General features: G+C 53.4%; 11 protein-coding genes. 7 read left to right on the forward strand and 4 right to left on the reverse strand.

All coding sequences use genetic code 11. From position 1 onward, the window contains the following. Nucleotides 1–43: 43 nt before the first annotated feature. From QPM17_RS14370 to QPM17_RS14380, 3 genes are read left to right on the forward strand one after another with little or no spacing between them, the layout of a single operon-like run. Nucleotides 44–601 (forward strand): hypothetical protein, encoded by a 558-nt coding sequence (locus QPM17_RS14370; RefSeq protein WP_285391507.1) that lies wholly within the window; start codon nucleotides 44–46, stop codon nucleotides 599–601. Next, on the forward strand, nucleotides 588–2,939 hold the full coding sequence (locus QPM17_RS14375; protein ID WP_285391508.1) for a hypothetical protein: 2,352 nt from the start codon (nucleotides 588–590) through the stop codon (nucleotides 2,937–2,939). Before QPM17_RS14370 ends, QPM17_RS14375 begins: the two co-directional genes overlap by 14 nt. Beyond that, on the forward strand, nucleotides 2,932–6,225 hold the full coding sequence (locus QPM17_RS14380; RefSeq protein WP_285391509.1) for a site-specific integrase: 3,294 nt from the start codon (nucleotides 2,932–2,934) through the stop codon (nucleotides 6,223–6,225). Before QPM17_RS14375 ends, QPM17_RS14380 begins: the two co-directional genes overlap by 8 nt. A 38-nt stretch (nucleotides 6,226–6,263) precedes the next feature. On the opposite strand, the gene QPM17_RS14385 is transcribed toward QPM17_RS14380, so the two are convergent. From QPM17_RS14385 to QPM17_RS14400, 4 genes are read right to left on the reverse strand one after another with little or no spacing between them, the layout of a single operon-like run. After that, on the reverse strand, nucleotides 6,264–6,539 hold the full coding sequence (locus QPM17_RS14385; RefSeq protein WP_285391510.1) for a hypothetical protein: 276 nt from the start codon (nucleotides 6,537–6,539) through the stop codon (nucleotides 6,264–6,266). Beyond that, on the reverse strand, nucleotides 6,539–6,832 hold the full coding sequence (locus QPM17_RS14390; protein WP_285391511.1) for a hypothetical protein: 294 nt from the start codon (nucleotides 6,830–6,832) through the stop codon (nucleotides 6,539–6,541). Before QPM17_RS14390 ends, QPM17_RS14385 begins: the two co-directional genes overlap by 1 nt. Further along, entirely contained in the window at nucleotides 6,822–8,027 is a 1,206-nt protein-coding gene (locus tag QPM17_RS14395; RefSeq protein ID WP_285391512.1) for an Arm DNA-binding domain-containing protein, read from the reverse strand. Before QPM17_RS14395 ends, QPM17_RS14390 begins: the two co-directional genes overlap by 11 nt. Then, the gene (locus QPM17_RS14400) at nucleotides 8,020–8,256 is read right to left on the reverse strand and encodes a hypothetical protein (RefSeq protein ID WP_064229037.1); all 237 of its coding nucleotides are present in this window, start codon (nucleotides 8,254–8,256) and stop codon (nucleotides 8,020–8,022) included. Before QPM17_RS14400 ends, QPM17_RS14395 begins: the two co-directional genes overlap by 8 nt. A gap of 151 nt (nucleotides 8,257–8,407) precedes the next feature. On the opposite strand from QPM17_RS14400, the gene QPM17_RS14405 reads away from it, so the two are divergent. The 4 genes from QPM17_RS14405 (at nucleotide 8,408) to QPM17_RS14420 (ending at nucleotide 13,898) form a co-directional block, all read left to right on the forward strand. Then, the gene (locus QPM17_RS14405; RefSeq protein WP_285391513.1) at nucleotides 8,408–8,614 is read left to right on the forward strand and encodes a helix-turn-helix domain-containing protein; all 207 of its coding nucleotides are present in this window, start codon (nucleotides 8,408–8,410) and stop codon (nucleotides 8,612–8,614) included. A gap of 30 nt (nucleotides 8,615–8,644) precedes the next feature. Continuing rightward, on the forward strand, nucleotides 8,645–9,559 hold the full coding sequence (locus QPM17_RS14410; RefSeq protein ID WP_285391514.1) for a restriction endonuclease: 915 nt from the start codon (nucleotides 8,645–8,647) through the stop codon (nucleotides 9,557–9,559). A gap of 143 nt (nucleotides 9,560–9,702) precedes the next feature. After that, entirely contained in the window at nucleotides 9,703–12,510 is a 2,808-nt protein-coding gene (locus tag QPM17_RS14415) for a type I restriction endonuclease subunit R (protein WP_285391515.1), read from the forward strand. Beyond that, complete coding sequence (locus QPM17_RS14420; RefSeq protein ID WP_285391516.1) at nucleotides 12,507–13,898, forward strand: restriction endonuclease subunit S; 1,392 nt, start codon at nucleotides 12,507–12,509, stop codon at nucleotides 13,896–13,898. The genes QPM17_RS14415 and QPM17_RS14420 overlap by 4 nt, the downstream gene beginning before the upstream one ends. Nucleotides 13,899–13,929 lie beyond the last annotated feature (31 nt).

Here is a 13,929-nt window from a genome sequence, read left to right on the forward strand (position 1 = left end):
AGCGATTTCGTTTTGTAAGATTTTTAGCTGTGGAGTGAAACAGATGGCAGTAGGTTTACCAACAGTCAAGCTAAAGCAAGTTAAGGTGAAAAAAATAAAAATATCTGCCCGAGTCCGAGGCGATCGCTGGGATGTGATCCTCGGTCTTAAATATGCGATGAAAAAGCCGGAGCTTTTGTCAGACGACTCGCTCATCGCGCTTGCCCGTATTCACCCGGTTCATGTGGTTGCTGAAGGGTCGGAATTTTCCGTAGTGGGCAACAATCGCATTGCATTGCTGTTGAAGCGCTTGCCCCCGGAAAAGGTCGTTCCGATATTGGTCTGGCCTCAAGGTCAATCCATTGCTACACACATGAGCTCATTTCTATCAGTCGTCGCTTTTGGTCTGGATTCAGGGCGGCAGTTTGGGGTCCTGAATCTTTACGGAGCCCTGTCGGACGAAGAACGACGTTGGATTGCCCCATGCCTGACTAGCCGCACGGGCCTTGAGCGCCTCACCGGCGTGAGTCGAAAACTCAAGGCAGAAGATCCCTTGATCATCAACTCAAAAACAGAGCAGCTTACTCTGGGTTGGGAGGGGCACGACGATGTTGCTGAATGAGCTGACGATCGCCACGGAGAATCCCGAACAACTGTTAAATGAACTGGTACAACCCCGTGAGGACTGGTTCGACATGGAAGTCATTGCAGGTTTGCTTCCGGGCCTGCTAAGGGCGCTTGAATCTCTGTCAGTTACGGTCACCGGCGCTGAGAAATTGTTGGAGTGGCTCAGCTCGGGTGAGATTGAAGTACGAGTCCGCGAGAAGAAACAGCCAGGCCGCGGTGTTAGTGGTCTCAAGACAGGTCATCCTCAGCATGCTGGCCTCCGTGAGTTGGCACAAAAAGAGACCGGCGAGGTCCGCCTGCAAATGGCCGCACTTGTCATCGTCCTCGCCTATCAGTGGCGGCATGACGTACCGGATGACGAGCAGAATCGTTTTAGCTCGCGGCTTTACGAAGCGTGGCGGGCTCTCTGGTTAATGGGTGACACAGCCGTAAACTGCATTCCCCGAATATCCGAGCATCTGGAGCGGTTTGCGGCCACTTTCGCGCGACGAAATGAAATGCTGGATCGGCGTAGATTGAGTGGTAACGACATACGGTACCTTGTCGAGTTGCAGCGCTTTTTTAAGCATTTCCTCGGCGACGGACAGATTGTGAGGAGGCATCGGCGCACATCTGCTGACCGTCAGGTGTGGTCTTTAACCAGCGACTGGGAACCGTTGGACAAAGACAGCGATACCGAGGTTGACCAAAGCAAGACGGTACGGATTCATACCACGCGGCCATCTGAGGTCAAGACCACGAAACATTTCCTGGCGGGAAACGCGCCTGATGAGCTGGACGATGCGACGCTATTGTTAGAAACCGGCGAGCAGGCGAAGCCAGAGTTGGGGGAGCGCAGCGACGCCTTACTTCGAAAACTTCAACCGCAGCGAGCGGCTTGCCGCCGAGTAAATTCAGTCCTGCCAGGACGATGGGAGAGTCTCAGCGAATATGAGTTGAACTTGATTCTAGAGTCTCTCGTTTTCAGAAGATCGGGCTTGCCGACGGTTCGCCTGTTTATTTTGCTGTTGCTGCTGACGGGGCGTGCGCCAGAGGTGGTACTTCGAGCCCGAGTCGTCAAATCGCGAGATCAGTTACCGCAAGACTTCAAGAACTCCGAAGATATCTATCTGGTAGCGGACGAACGCACTTGGGTCTGTGGCACCTTGAAACCTAAGGATCGGCGTGAATTAAAGAGTGGTTGGCATAAGTATTTTGAGGAATCCCGACAGGAACTAACGTTCCGAATTCCAGATCAATTTTGGCAAGTCATGGCGCTCACGGTCAAAAGCGCCGGAGGGCGTGCGACTTCAAAATCTGCTGCGTTGTTCTCTCGTCGAGTCAAACTCGACGGCATCATCAACCGAGTTAATTCTCGGCTTAAAGACCTGAAAAGGTCCACCGGAAGCCGACTGACGGTAAAACGGATTCAAAACCTCCTGTTCGATTCGCTGATGAACGTGTCGACTGATCTGATCGATGTGTGCCTGATTACCGGTAAGCATCCGCCATTCGGGCCATCGGCGGCGATCTATTATCACACCAGAGCCGCTGAGCAACTGGCTGAATACTATGACCGAGTTGTTGTCTCATGGGCCCGCGCCATGGGCGGTGCCACTCGACCCGACCAACCAGAGCTGTCAGGTGCCAGTGTGTCGCGGGTTGGGTCGCCACTCTCGATTCGTAGTGATGTGATGAGGGCAGTCGTGGTTAGCCTGCAGGAGCAGCTGCAAGAGTATCGAAAGGTGATCGACCAGCCGTCGTACCTCTGGCGATTTCACAATCTTTATACCGCGTATGTGAACCTGATGCTTCTGTGGGCAACCGGCTACCGAGCCGTTCGCGACCCGATTGCCGATCCCTCCGAACTGAACCGAAAGCGCGGTTTTGTGGTCATCTCTGACAAAGAAGGAGATGACATGGGACATTCACGAGTGGTTTATCTGCCCGAGCGAATGATCCGACAGCTGGATTGTTACGAGGCCCATCGATTGGCTCTGTCCCGACGTCTGCAGATGGCGGGCTGCAAGGTCACGCTGAGTACGTTTCTCTGGTTCCTGACCAGCAAGTACGAAACCGTCCCTGCGACCCCCAAGGAATTGGCCGCCGAAATAGTCTGGGTCTTCCCCTGGCCACTCAACACGAGTCGACACACGTTACGTGGTTATCTCCGGGATCGCGATGTACCCGGGGACCTCGTCGACACCTTCATGGGGCACTGGGGGATTGGGACCGAGCCGTGGGCCCGGCACTCGGCCCTCGACCCTTATGCGTTCAAAGAGGCCGTCGGGCCGGTGATTGACGAGTTACTGGAATCGTTGGGGTTTGACGTTCTGGAGGGCATTGATGGCTGAGTCAGACAAGGTCTGGGAAGAGTGGCAAAAGCCACTCGACAGGCTCCAGAAAAGCCTGGACAGAGCTGAAAAGTACCAGTTGGCCGGTTCGGAGAGCCGAAGGGTCGAGAGAGTACGACACAAGCTCGACCATCTTAACGCCGCGCTTGGTTACCTTTGCAAGCATTACCCCGCATTGGCCGCCGGTGATCAGAGGGTTGAGATGAGTGATGCTGCCGTTAACGAACTGATCAACGATGCGTGTCAATCGGGAACCGGGGAGACGATCAAAGATAAACAGCGTTACCTGTTTCTGGGTCTCACGCAGGGTGTTAAAGAACGGGATTGGCAGTTGTCTGCACCAGCGCCGATTCTGTCGGTACGAACAGCTCCCTCAATGTTTTCGACAGCAATGGTAGCTCGGTCGATTGACTATGATGCGCTGAATGAACAATTCATGGCGACGTTGTCTGAGGAATCGGGTACCAAATGCAAGGAGCAGGATGCGGGGGAACTGCTTTTCAGCATGGTGTTTCACAGCACAGTGGTGTCCAAGCGAAGGTTCCGGCGAGTCAGTGCGGCCATTCGCGCCGGTATCGCAATGGAAGGTGAACTGGGTTGGCTGGAGCTGGAACAAGCGCCAGGCGATAACTCAGGTAAGAACTCCAGGCAATCCGGTCGTCGGGTTTTTCTGGCGCCGGTCACGCAGCTATTGCTCCGGCGTTGGTTTTTGCGGTGGGGGAAAGATTGGCCTGAGATCGAGGACGAGGGGCGAACCTCTGCAGATGAGCAATTACTCAATGCCTATGTCGACGGGTTAGTTCAATCTACTGGAGATCGATGGCACCGATCCAAAGACGTCTTTGCGCTGGCGGAGGCCAATCTTGTGGAATTGGCGCCAGGATTTCTCGTGCACTACGCGCGCACGCCGGATTTGGGCGTGTCCTTGCCACTGACCAACTGGATGCGGTTGGTAACCGGTCAGGTGGCTGTCCCCGTTCAGAGCACCGGGCCTGCTCCTGAGCAGGAAACGCATCTGATCAATGCAGCAGAGATCCACAGTCCGGAGTATCCGCTGAGTGATCAGCGTCCTGCATTCAGGGAATTGAAACACGCGTTGAGAAGGTTCGAGCGTCAGCTTGAGGTTATGGGAAAAAAACGAGGGCTTCGGGGCCCGGGAGATGGTCCAAAAGGATTGTTTGACGCTCGGGGGAACGCCTCAAAGGCCATTCGCAAAGTAGCTTCCAGTCCCAAAACCTCGGTTGTCTTGCAGCTGATGTGTCACTACGCCCAATTCCTGATTCGCCAGGAAGGGCTTCCCTTCGCCCATTGGCGGGAACGAATTCGCAATGTCGCTCGTCTCATGCCGCTGCTTGACTATGACGCCGAAATTCAGAGCGAATTGAGCTTGGAGACGGATGAATGGCAGGCGATGTATGAAGCAGTGATTGCCAGGACGCCTGGCGACAATGCTGTGCTTCAGGCGACCTTGTCAGATTGGCATGAATTTCTACATGCGTTCTATGGTGTAGAGCGTGTGCCTTTGGATGGGGGACCGAGCTATGGCGTTGACGCCAACATCGTGACGCCTCGGGAATACCTGCAGGCGAAGCAGCACCTCATGAAACAGGCTGGCGATGAGTTGGCATCTTTGCAGCTTGCCTTGCTGATTCTGGGGTACCGTTGCGGATTACGTCGGACCGAAGCATGGGCAAGACAGTTTGGCGATTTCCACGGTCTGGATCACGCGTCCGTGATGTTTCCGGAAGTGCTGGTTCGACCGACCAAGCTCGCCGGGGTGAAGTCGGATTCGGCCCTCCGAAGGTTACCTCTTCGGTTGTTGCTGACATCCGATGAGCGGATCTGGCTGGCGGACTTTTTACGTGACCGCAAACAGCGTCGCCACAATGATGATCCTCGCGTGCCGCTGTTTGCCGACCCGGTTAGTGGCCATTTCAGGATAACCGAGCGAATGGCGTTTGAGGGGCTGACGCTTCTTATGCGGGCGGTAACGGGCGACGATAATTTTCGCTTCCACCATTTGCGCCACAGTTTTGCCACCATCACGTTATTTCGGTTGATGGAAAGAAAGCCGTTTGAGCTGCTTCCTGCTAACTGGTGTCCTGATAACGATGCAATGTTAAACCCAGGTGATGAGTCAACACCGCTTTGGAAACAGGCGGGGTTGGGCGACCCTTGCCGCGGCCTGGCACTGCTGACTCAATGGATGGGGCATTCAAGCGAGAAGGTGGCGCTCAGAAGTTATGCGCACCTGCTCGATTACCTATTGGGATGGTATGTGACAAACAGGATCAACCCCAGGTTGTCGCTCGACCAGCAGGCGAGTTTGCTTGATAAATCGGCGGTCGCGCTGGAGCGCTTTCGGCATCGTAACGGATTGGCCGACCGACAAACGCCCGCCAAACGCCTGGCTGAAGTTGCCAGAATGCCCGCAAAAGCGCAGTTCGAGCTGCCACGAATGCGCAACGCCCCTGAGAACATTCATGTGCCGCCAGTCTATGGGAAGCAGGATATTAATCCTTTGTTGCCGTATCGGCTCGAACTTCAGACCTTTCGCCGGCAAGCGGCACCACAGAATGAGACGGAAGAGACGGCGCTACGAAATGCGGCGGCTCAACTGGATATTGAGCCGTATATCGCTCAGCAGTGGCACGAGCGAGCTCGACTACTGATGGATGAGGAGACGGCTCGTAGGAGTTCAAAGTTTAGCCTCGCCTCAACCGCCCAAAATCCGACTGGGTTAGCTGAGCACTTTACGCTCATATCTCGAGCTCCGGAGCTGAGAACCTACCCCTGCCCTCCGCAATCCAGAAGCGCATTCGAAGGGGTCATGAACGCTTTTAAGCGGTTATCGATCTGGGTATCGGAGGAGCCGGATACTGCCAGGAGGGCATTGTTGATCTGCAAAAAAGGGATACAGCGCAGTCATGCCGAAGTCAGGCTTCAAGGAACAGACAACATTCCATTCATGAGGTTGATGAAGGCATTGAGACTGGCATCCTGCCTTACCATTGAGGTCAAAACGCTCGCAGACAATGAGTCTCGATCACTGGGTTTCTGGGCGCATCATCTCTGCGTGACGAAGAAAAGTATCAATGTGAAGGTGATGGCTGATCAGAGGATACCGGCTGATGGGAATGTCTCACTGCGAGTGACAAAGCCCGGTGAGTTACGCTCGCTCTTTTGGTTCTGGTCCTCGTTTCGGTTTCTGATATTTACTGGCTGCGTACTTTACGATGCCGTTGAACGAGATGATGAGAGAAATATTGGAGATGTCGATTCCTGACAGGGCGCCATCCCTGGCGCTCAGTGTGATGAGGGACGCTAGATTCGCTCCATTGACTGGACCATCATGTGTGGTTGCTGAGGATAGTTCAGAATCCTCAGCTGCGCGGCGATGCGCTCACCCGGCAGGGGTGCGCCGCTGCAGGGCACTTTTGCCTCTCGCAGAAATACCGGGATCTGGCGTCCTTTGCAGAAGAGGAAGAGACGGAACACTTTCTCACCAGTGCGGGATACCTCTAGGCGCTGCACACTGAGCACGGTAAACTGGTCCCGCCAGTACGCCAGCCGCGGCTTGATCGAAGGCATGTCAGGCATCAGTTGTACCTCCATTGCATTTCCAGGTGTTCAAGACGATGGATGAGGAGCGCCAGCGTGTCCTGACCCGCCTCCAGATTCTGCTTCACCAGTTCGCGGTACACCCAGCTTTCCATAGCTTCCTGATTGCACCGCTCGCCACCCAGGCCGAGAATGGCAACCAGGTGATGATCTTCCCGTGTAATGCCCATCGCCACACAAAGGCTGCTAGCCATATTACGGATCGTGCGCCGCTCCGAAGGGATCAGGCGAGTGAGCGGTGCGGCTTCCAACAACATCAGGTCAGACCTCATCGTAGGCCTCCTTATCCCGGGTAGGTGTTTTGGCGTCGAACTCTGTGAGCAGTAAACGCTCGAATGCCGAACCATCACGGCGAGTAAGATTGGGTACATAACGGCTGTAGACCCGAAACAGCATTTCCGTTGTGGTATGTCCCATCTGCCGCGCGATCCACTCCGGGTTTTCCCCCGCTGCCAACCACAACGTGGCTGCCGTGTGCCGTGTTTGATAAGGGCGTCGTTTGCGTAACCCCAGGTGCCGGAGCAGGGGATACCAGACCCGCTTGGTCACATTGTTGTGGGAAAGTGGACCGCCGGTCCGGCTGGAAAAGACAAAGTCCATGTTTCCCGTCGCTGTCTTCTGCTCGTTCAGCGCATCCACAACCAGCTGGGACATCTCAATGGTTCGGAAGGAGCCATCGTTTTTGGTGTATTCCAGTCGCCCCTGGACCAATGCCTGACGAACCAGAATCTGGCGACGCTTGAAATCCACGTGCTCCCATTGCAGCCCATCGATCTCACCCGTGCGCATCCCCGTGAAGAAACGAACGATGTAGTAGTTCCTGAAGTCCGGACGAACCGTATCGATAATCTGTTTGACCTCATCAATACTGAATGGCTCGACATCCGTTCGCGGGACCTTCAGTGATTTAATCCCGTGATAGGGTGAGCTAAACTCAAAGCGGTTGGCTGCTTCGCTAAGGATCATGCGCAATGGCGTCATGATTCGGTTGATACGACTGGCTGAAAGACTGCTTCCGCTCCGGGTTGTAACTTTGGCGAGTGAGGCCCGGAATTCGAGAATGTCTTTCTTGGTGATGCGGCCAACCTCTTTTTCCCCGAAATGGGGGTTGAGGTAGTTTTTCAATGTTCCCTCCACTGTCTCGATGTGTGACTGGCGCCACTGGATTTTCATCTCGTTCAGCCAATCACCGGCGAAATCCTGGAACAGCTGAGTTTCTTGATATCCCACAGCGGCATCGCGGGAGGCAGTCGCAAACTTTACTATGTTGGGACTGTTCGGAAAGTAGTTTCCGTACTCGAATGACCCGAGAGTGATTTCAGCCTCAATCCTCGTAAGGATCTGTTCGAGCTGTTTCCGATTCTTTGGGGTGTCTGGCAAGGCAGTCTGTTCCCTACAGCGTTTTCCCTGGAATCGGAAGTCGAAGCAAAGCTTGCCGGTTTCCCGCCTCGTAACGATCTTACCCACGGCAGACCCCTCCCCGAGCCATTGGCACGGCAAAAGCAGCATTACTGGCTTGGTCGTACATGTCTTTTTCCACCCGCTCCCAGATATAGAGAATTTTTCGCCCACCGAAAGGACGGATGTAGTGAATGCCCTCTAGCAGCACGCTATCCTTCAAACGCTCGCGGATCGTGCGAGCGTCATATTTGATTCGCTGGGACAGTTCTTCGGTAGTCAGATACTCCTGTGACATAACTTTTCACCTCTGCTATCGTTTAGTGCTGGAGGACATACCGCATGACTAGCGCCTCAAAATGTCCTCCTGTAGATCATTATGCACTCATAAAGACCTTTTGCAAGTCTTTTTGATCTCCTGCGGGTTAATTTGTTCTTTGGTGGGCCAAATGATTAAGTGCCATCTGTCCAAACTGATGGGTGAGAAGAAGCTCAAGATTGTTGATGTGGCGAGAGAGACTGGGGTTAACCGGGGCACGATTACCCGGCTTTATCACGAGACGGCGAGTCGCGTAGAGCTCGAAACGATCGAAGCTCTGTGCCGTTATCTGGGCTGCGACGTTGGTGATTTGTTTGAGTTTGTGGATAAGCAGTAAGCAAAGTTCTGGCAGGGAGTAGTGCAGGCAATGGCAATACCTGATTTCCAATCAGTCATGCGTCCGGTCCTTCAAACAGTCAGCGACGGACATCCCCGGTCGTTGGCCGATGTGCGCGAGGCCGTGAAAGAAGCTTTTGAGCTGTCAGAGGAAGAGCGGAAAGAGCGTCTGCCATCCGGCAATCAGACGGTAATCAACAACCGGGTGGGTTGGGCAAGGACATACCTCAATAAAGCTGGGCTTCTTACAATTCCGGAAAGAGGCATGGTGCAGATCACCGAACGCGGCCAGGATGCGTTATGCAATGGACCCGATCGCATCAGTGTTGCATGGTTAAAACAGTTCCCCGAGTTCCATGATTTCCATACCCAGAAACCGAAACCTGTCACTGATGCCTTTAAGCAGGTGGACGACACTATTGAAGAGGCCACGCCCGACGAGCAGCTTGCATCGGCTTACCAGTCTTTGAAGGAAAATCTCGCCGACGAGGTTCTTGATAGCATCCGCAAAGCATCACCATCGTTTTTTGAAAAACTGGTTGTCGACCTGATGATCTCAATGGGCTATGGCGGCTCCAGGAAAGAGGCGGGTCAGGCAACTCAAACGACCAACGACGATGGAATTGACGGCATCATAAAGGAAGACAAACTTGGCTTGGATACCATCTACCTTCAAGCCAAGCGCTGGGCCAACACGGTACATCGCCCCGAAATCGACAAATTTATCGGTGCTTTGACTAGGCAGCGTGCACGCAAAGGTGTGTTTCTGACTACGTCTGATTTTTCCGCGGGAGCCCGAGAAGCCGCGGCTGGCCTCGACATGAAAGTCGTCCTGATCGATGGCCGGGAACTGGCTCAGTTGATGATTGAGAATAATCTGGGCGTCAATGTGAAGGACGTCTATGAGGTTAAGCAGGTTGATATCGATTATTTCATTGAGGAGTGACGCTCTGTTTTCAGCGACTCCACCCGCCGCAATTTGGTTAAAAAAAGGCAGATGCGTCGCTCGTATAAGTGCAGCTGGGGTAGCACGCGGGCCATGCTCATAATCATCTTGCGCGGCACGGGTAAGTAAATAAGGAAGTACGCATGGTCAATCAAAACCCGGAACAAAAAGCCCAAGACGAGATAGATCAGCTCCTCGTAAAGGCTGGCTGGGCTGTGCAGGACAAGAAAAAGATCGATTTTTCTGCCTCACTTGGTGTGGCTGTGCGCGAGTACCAAACTGATGTTGGTCCGGCCGACTATGTTCTCTTCGTGGATAAACAAGCGGTTGGTGTAATCGAAGCCAAGCCGGAGGCTTGGGGCGAAAAAATCACCATCGTTGAAGACCAGTCCCAGGGCTACGCCAACGCCACACTGAAGTGGGTCAACAAAAGCCAGGCTCTGCGCTTTGTGTATGAAAGCACGGGCGTGATTATCCGTTTCACTGATGGCAAAGACCCGCACCCCCGCTCCCGCGAAGTGTTCAACTTTCATCGGCCCGAAACATTGGCAAAATGGGTACAGGAGCCAAAAAGCCTTCGCGCCCGCTTACAGGATTTTCCGCCGCTGAAAACAGCCGGCCTGCGGGACTGCCAGATTACCGCCATTACCAACCTGGAAGAGTCATTGAAGCAGGATAAGCCTCGTGCCCTGGTGCAAATGGCCACGGGCTCCGGGAAGACGTTTACCGCTATTACTTCCAGCTACCGTTTATTGAGAGAGCCGGTTAGTGCCAACCGAATCCTGTTCCTAGTAGACACCAAAAACCTGGGCGAACAGGCCGAACAGGAATTCATGAGCTTTCTGCCCAACGACGATAACCGAAAGTTCACCGAGCTCTACACCGTCCAGCGCCTGAAAAATCAGTTCATTGCCAAAGATGCCCAGGTGTGTATCAGTACCATTCAGCGTATGTACTCCCTCCTCAGGGGCGAACCGCTGGACGAATCACTGGAAGAGCAGAACCCGGCAGAGCAATTCACGCGGCCTAGGGAACCCTTGCCGGTGGTCTATAACGCCAAGATCCCGCCTGAGTTCTTCGACGTTATCATCATTGATGAATGCCACCGCTCCATCTACAACCTGTGGCGCCAGGTGTTGGAATATTTTGACGCCTATCTGGTGGGGCTGACCGCCACACCTGATAATCGTACCTTCGGCTTCTTCCGCAAAAACGTAGTCAGCGAATACGACCACGAAAAAGCCGTGGCGGATGGCGTTAACGTTGGCAACGAAGTTTATGTGATTGAAACCGAGAAAACCCGGCAAGGCGGCGAGATCACTGCCAAACAGCAGGTCGAAAGGCGCGAACGCAACACCCGTCGCCGGCGCTGGGAAACCCAGGACGAAGACGAAACCTACTCCGCCAAGCAACTGGACCGGAACATTGTTAATCCCGACCAGATCCGCACGGTGCTTCGTGCCTTCAGGGATGCCTTGCCCAGCATTTTTCCCGGTCGCCAAGAAGTCCCGAAAACGCTGATTTTCGCCAAAACCGACAGCCACGCCGACGACATTATCCAGACGGTGCGAGAGGAATTTGGTGAGAGCAATCAGTTCTGCAGAAAGGTCACCTACCGGGTAGGCAACGACAAACTGGATGCCGACGGCGAAGTGATCGAAAAAGGTGAAGACCCTAAATCCGTACTCGCCCAGTTCCGTAATGACTATTACCCGCGCATCGCCGTGACAGTGGATATGATCGCCACTGGCACGGATGTAAAAGCTCTGGAATGCCTGCTGTTCATGCGGGATGTGAAGAGCAAGAACTACTTCGAGCAGATGAAAGGCCGGGGCACTCGTACCCTGGATAAAGACAGTCTGAAAAAAGTCACGCCATCCGCGCAAAGCGCCAAAACCCACTACGTGATTGTGGACGCCATCGGCGTGACCAAATCTCTGAAAACAGCCAGCCAACCACTGATTACTAAACCCAGCGTGCCCATGAAAGACCTAGCCATGGGCGTAATGATGGGCGCCTGCGACTCCGATACCGTATCCTCTCTGGCCGGACGCCTGGCACGGCTGGACAAACAGCTGGATGACAAAGAGCGCGCCCGCATTGCCGGGAAAGCGGGCGGTATACCCCTGTTGACGATTGTGGGTGAACTGTTGAATGCCATTGATGGCGATCGTGTGGAACAAAAAGCCCTTGAAGTCGCGGGCCAGCCAGAGGGAACGGACCCTGGCGACAGCGCTCGCGATCAGGCTCAAAAAGAACTGGTAAACCAGGCAGCGAACGTGTTCAACGGCGAGTTAATTGATCTGATAGACAGCATTCGCCGAGACAAAGAACAAACCATTGTCCACGACGATCTGGATACCGTCATCACCGCCGAATGGGCCGGAGAAACCACCGAGAATGCCAAAGCGTTGACGCAGGAGTTTGCCGACTACCTGCAGGAGCGGGCAGACAACATTGACGCTTTGAGCATATACTTTCATACCCCTGCCAGGCGCAGCGAAGTGACTTACCCGCAAATCAAAGCCCTGCTGGAGCAGCTCAGGCAGGACCGGCCAAAGCTGGCGCCACTGCGCGTCTGGCAAGCTTATGCCTACCTGGACAATTACAAAGGTGAGAACCCATTGAGTGAGCTCACCGCCTTGGTGGCACTAATACGCCGCGTATGCGGCATTGACCCGGAAATCCGAACCTTCGGCAGCACCGTCAGAAAGAACTTTCAGGACTGGATCATGAAATACCACGCCGGTGGTAGCGACAAATTCAACGAACAGCAAATGGCCTGGCTGCACCTGATCCGTGACCACGTTGCCAGCTCATTCCACGTGGAGCGGGACGATCTGGATATGGCACCGTTTGATGCTCAGGGTGGGTTGGGACGCATGTATCAGTTGTTTGGTGAGCGAATGGACTGGGTGATGGGTGAGTTGAATCGGGAGTTGGTGGCGTGACTTTTTTTTCAGATTCAGAGCTGCCGCCAAATTGGGAGCTATTGCCAATCTCTGAAGTGGCTGAAGTTAACCCAAAATTTGATAAGCGAAGTATCGCTGATGATCTTGAGATAACTTTTATCCCGATGCCTGCCGTTGAGGCAGAAACTGGCTATATCGACGTATCGGGAGTCCGCTGTTTCGGAGAAGTTAAGAAAGGCTACACGGGTTTTCTTGAAGGTGATGTGCTCTTCGCAAAGATTACACCTTGCATGGAAAACGGAAAAATGGCTGTCGTGCCAACGCTGAAAAATAGTGTTGGCTTTGGCTCTACAGAGTTTCATGTATTAAGGCCTGGGACGAATCTCGATCCGAAATTTCTTTATTACTATGTCTCTTCCCAGCAAGTCAGGTTTGATGCTGAGCACAATATGAGTGGAGCTGTTGGGCAAAAGCGTGTTCCTACCGCTTACCTCGCAGGATACCGGATTCCCGTTCCTTCTATAAATCAGCAAAAACGCATTGTTTCGAAAATCGAAGAAATCTACTCTGAATTGGACAAGGGAATCGCCGCGCTGAAAGCAGCACGCGAACAACTCAAGGTCTACCGCCAGTCTGTGCTCAAACATGCTGTTGAAGGCAAGATTACTGCTCGGTGGCGAGAAAAAAACGCTACTGTGTCATGGCGGCTAGAAAAGCTGGGAAATCTGCTCGTATTGCTGACGTCAGGATCTCGTGGCTGGGCAAAGTTCTACTCGGACTGTGGCGATACGTTTATACGTGCTCAGAACTTGAAGCATGACAGGCTAGATTTAGATGAGAAAACCTTTGTTGCTTTGCCTAAGAAGGCTGAAGGGCGGAGAACTCAAGTGCAGGTTGGTGATGTTCTTGTCACCATTACAGGTGCCAATGTAACCAAAACAGGATGGGTTTCTGCCGACGTCGGCACTGCATACGTAAGCCAGCATGTGGCTCTTTGTAGGCCTACAGAAGATATTAATTCAGAATTCCTTTACTGGTTTTTGGTGGCAGAGGCAGCTGGCAGAAAGCAGTTATCGAAGTTTGCTTATGGAGCTGGAAAGCCGGGTTTGAACTTGGACAATATTCGCTCAGTCGAGATCAGCCTGCCTTCGCTTGAAGAGCAATATGAAATTGTAAATAAGCTAAGAGAACTGCTTTCCATCGAAGAGAACGTCTCTTCGATCATTGAAACAGAGCTGCGTCGTGTTGAATTAATCCGCCAATCCGTTTTGAAAAAAGCCTTCTCCGGCCAACTGTTCCCACAAGATCTCAACGACGAACCGGCCAGCGAACTACTGGATCGAATCAGGGCAGAGACACAAAAGGGAAAAAAGACGAGTAGAGCTTCGGCGCACCGCCATGGTTCCAGTCCTCGGGAGACGACCTGATGTTTATGTTTCAGCCTCCTTGGCCTGATGC

The sequence above is a fragment of the Marinobacter azerbaijanicus genome (assembly GCF_030250645.1).
GTDB classification, from domain to species: domain Bacteria; phylum Pseudomonadota; class Gammaproteobacteria; order Pseudomonadales; family Oleiphilaceae; genus Marinobacter; species Marinobacter azerbaijanicus.

Coding starts and splice junctions, on each gene's coding strand:
- QPM17_RS14370 (WP_285391507.1), top strand. CDS start 44: ATGGCAGTAGGTTTACCAACAGTCAAGCTAAAGCAAGTTAAGGTGAAA.
- QPM17_RS14375 (WP_285391508.1), top strand. CDS start 588: ATGTTGCTGAATGAGCTGACGATCGCCACGGAGAATCCCGAACAACTG.
- QPM17_RS14380 (WP_285391509.1), top strand. CDS start 2,932: ATGGCTGAGTCAGACAAGGTCTGGGAAGAGTGGCAAAAGCCACTCGAC.
- QPM17_RS14385 (WP_285391510.1), bottom strand. CDS start 6,539: ATGCCTGACATGCCTTCGATCAAGCCGCGGCTGGCGTACTGGCGGGAC.
- QPM17_RS14390 (WP_285391511.1), bottom strand. CDS start 6,832: ATGAGGTCTGACCTGATGTTGTTGGAAGCCGCACCGCTCACTCGCCTG.
- QPM17_RS14400 (WP_064229037.1), bottom strand. CDS start 8,256: ATGTCACAGGAGTATCTGACTACCGAAGAACTGTCCCAGCGAATCAAA.
- QPM17_RS14405 (WP_285391513.1), top strand. CDS start 8,408: ATGATTAAGTGCCATCTGTCCAAACTGATGGGTGAGAAGAAGCTCAAG.
- QPM17_RS14410 (WP_285391514.1), top strand. CDS start 8,645: ATGGCAATACCTGATTTCCAATCAGTCATGCGTCCGGTCCTTCAAACA.
- QPM17_RS14415 (WP_285391515.1), top strand. CDS start 9,703: ATGGTCAATCAAAACCCGGAACAAAAAGCCCAAGACGAGATAGATCAG.